The organism is Nodosilinea sp. P-1105 (assembly GCF_012911975.1).
GTDB lineage: Bacteria > Cyanobacteriota > Cyanobacteriia > Phormidesmidales > Phormidesmidaceae > Nodosilinea.
Genome location: NZ_SMDQ01000146.1, coordinates 1 through 2358, shown reverse-complemented (window position 1 = coordinate 2358; position 2358 = coordinate 1). Strand labels below are relative to the sequence as shown.

3 protein-coding genes are annotated in these 2358 nt (G+C 53.2%); all 3 read right to left on the bottom strand.

Annotated elements, in window-relative coordinates; all coding sequences use genetic code 11:
* Positions 1 to 482: 482 nt before the first annotated feature.
* Positions 483 to 926 (bottom strand): hypothetical protein, encoded by a 444-nt coding sequence (locus E1H13_RS26390; RefSeq protein ID WP_169617934.1) that lies wholly within the window; start codon positions 924 to 926, stop codon positions 483 to 485.
* Positions 927 to 1089: 163 nt separating this feature from the next.
* Positions 1090 to 2064 carry an oligopeptide/dipeptide ABC transporter ATP-binding protein gene (locus E1H13_RS26385; RefSeq protein WP_169617933.1) on the bottom strand — a complete coding sequence of 325 codons (975 nt, stop codon included), beginning with the start codon at positions 2062 to 2064 and terminating at the stop codon, positions 1090 to 1092.
* Positions 2065 to 2163: 99 nt separating this feature from the next.
* Positions 2164 to 2358: IS1 family transposase (locus E1H13_RS26380; RefSeq protein WP_240966398.1), on the bottom strand; the 195-nt coding region annotated here is incomplete at its 5' end.

The following is a 2358-nucleotide window of genomic DNA, read 5'->3' as shown; positions in this document are numbered from 1 at the left end:
AGGTGTCTTTGAATGATATTCGGAGCTGGTTTACTTTCCGCTGCTACTGTACCTCACCCGGATGAGAACCGCTATATAAGTGCTTCTTGCTTGGCTTATGACGGATCCGTGATCGTAGAACAAGTGGTTGTAAATAGTGTGTAACTGTATCTTTCTTTCCTATTCTTCATTGTCAGAGTGGTAAATTGCTGACAAGATTTCTAAAGGCTCGCCGATAAATTCAAGCAAACTTGTATATCGCCTATCTTCAAGCGATTTAGTCTGGAAAGCTATGGAGCAAGGACAGAAACATGACATGGGCACAGTATTTTTGTATTATTCGCTGAAATTTCTACAGTAGGCCTATTGCCTATAGGGATTGCCATCTGCAAGAGTCACAGATGCAAAAATGACCACTGCTTCGATCGAAGTAGTGGTCATTTCTAACATGGTTTCTTGAATTTAAGCCCTTTCGTAGCTGCTAAGGATGCAGTCTAATCATCCTACGAACCCCGTTGGAGCCGGTTGTAGATGAGAAGATCGTTAATGGTGACTTCGCCAGTTCCACTAACATCGGCTTTGTCATTATGCAGCGTCACCTGCCCAGTTCTCGGCAAGGGGCCCAAGGTGGGATCTAAGTCAGACACAGAATCCCGATAAGAAGGCTCTGAAGCGTCATCAGCAGCGGGGTCTGGCGTCATAGGCTGCGACGGAGCCTCTTGAGCTGGGGGTTCTTGAGTCGGAGCCTCTTGAGCCGGAGGTTCTTGAGCCGGAGGTTCTTGGGCCGGGGCTGTAGGTTGGGGCGGAGCTTGCCCAGGATCTTGCTGTGGCATCGTCGGCTGACCAGGGGTTGTGTCTGGCGCAGCAGGGGCTTGGGCCTTAGCCACCGGAGCTAATGCCAGACCAGCGGCTGTAATGGCGATACCAGAAATTAGATAGCGTCTCATAGGCTTTCCTTACATATCAACGGGCGGGTTAGGCCGTAACGGTCAACCCGTCCTTGTGGTTCTTATGGTTACGTGTGATACAAATTAACGGATCTAACGTTCGAGAGAGTTTACCCCATAGCAAAAATGCGCCAAACGGTAGATCCTTGTCTGTACCGGCGTCCTAGGGTACCAGATGGCAGGCCACAAAATGGCCTGGACTCACTTCCCGAAAGGCAGGGCCTGGCTTCTGACGGCAGATGGGTTCTGCCAGGGGGCAGCGGGTATGAAAGCAACAGCCTTTGGGCGGGTTGGCGGGGTTAGGCAAATCCCCTTCCAGGACAATCCGCTGACGGGTCGCTTCCACTTTGGGGTCGGGGATGGGCACCGCAGATAGCAAGGCCTGGGTGTAGGGGTGCAAGGGCTGGGTATAGAGGCGATCGCGATCGGCCAATTCCACAATCTTGCCCAGATACATCACGGCGATCCGGGTGGAAATATGGCGCACCACACTCAAATCGTGGGCAATAAACAGATAGGTGAGGCCCAACTCATCCTGCAGGTTTTGCAGCAGGTTTACAATCTGCGCCTGGATGGACACATCTAAGGCTGCGATCGGCTCATCACAGACCACAAACGCCGGGTTTAAGGCCAAAGCTCGACCGATTACAATCCGCTGGCGCTGCCCCCCCGAAAACTCATGGGGATAGCGGTAGATAAAGCTAGGGTTTAGCCCCACCATATCCATCAATTCCGCAACCCGCTGCTGGCGAGTCTGCCCCTGGGCGACGCCAAAGATATCAAGGGGCTCAGCCAAAATATCCCCCACGGTCATCCTGGGATTTAGCGAACCATAGGGATCTTGAAAGATCATCTGCAGGCGCTGGCGCACCTTACGCAGCGCCTCATCCCCCAGGGTCGTGATATTAACCCCCTCAAAGTAGACCGTGCCATCCGTCGATGGAACCATTTGCAAAATGGCTTGGCCTGTGGTGCTTTTGCCACAGCCCGATTCGCCCACCAGGCCCAGGGTCTCACCCGGATAAATATCAAAGGTGAGCCCATCGACAGCCTTGATCCAACTCGGCTGGCGATTCAGAAATCCACCAGATTGGGGGAAGTGGACTTTGAGGTTTTGGACAGTCAGCAGGGGAGGCATGGGGGAGATGGGGGAGATGGGGGAGATGGGGGAGATGGGGGAGATGGCGTAGGGGCGGACCTGTGTGTCCGCCCTGGGAGGAAATGGTGGTAGTGAATTTTAGTGCAGGCCAGAGGAAAAGACCGGATGACCTTGCTTGGCCAACTTCTCTCTGATGCAGCGATTGTAGTCATGGATGAATAGCCAGATGGCCCCAATGTGGTTCTCGAGCTTTTTAGAGAACGACAGGGTCTTTCTCACCAGTCGCGCCACCCGCTGCCTCAACGTGTTGTTCAAACGCTCGATGTAACTGGT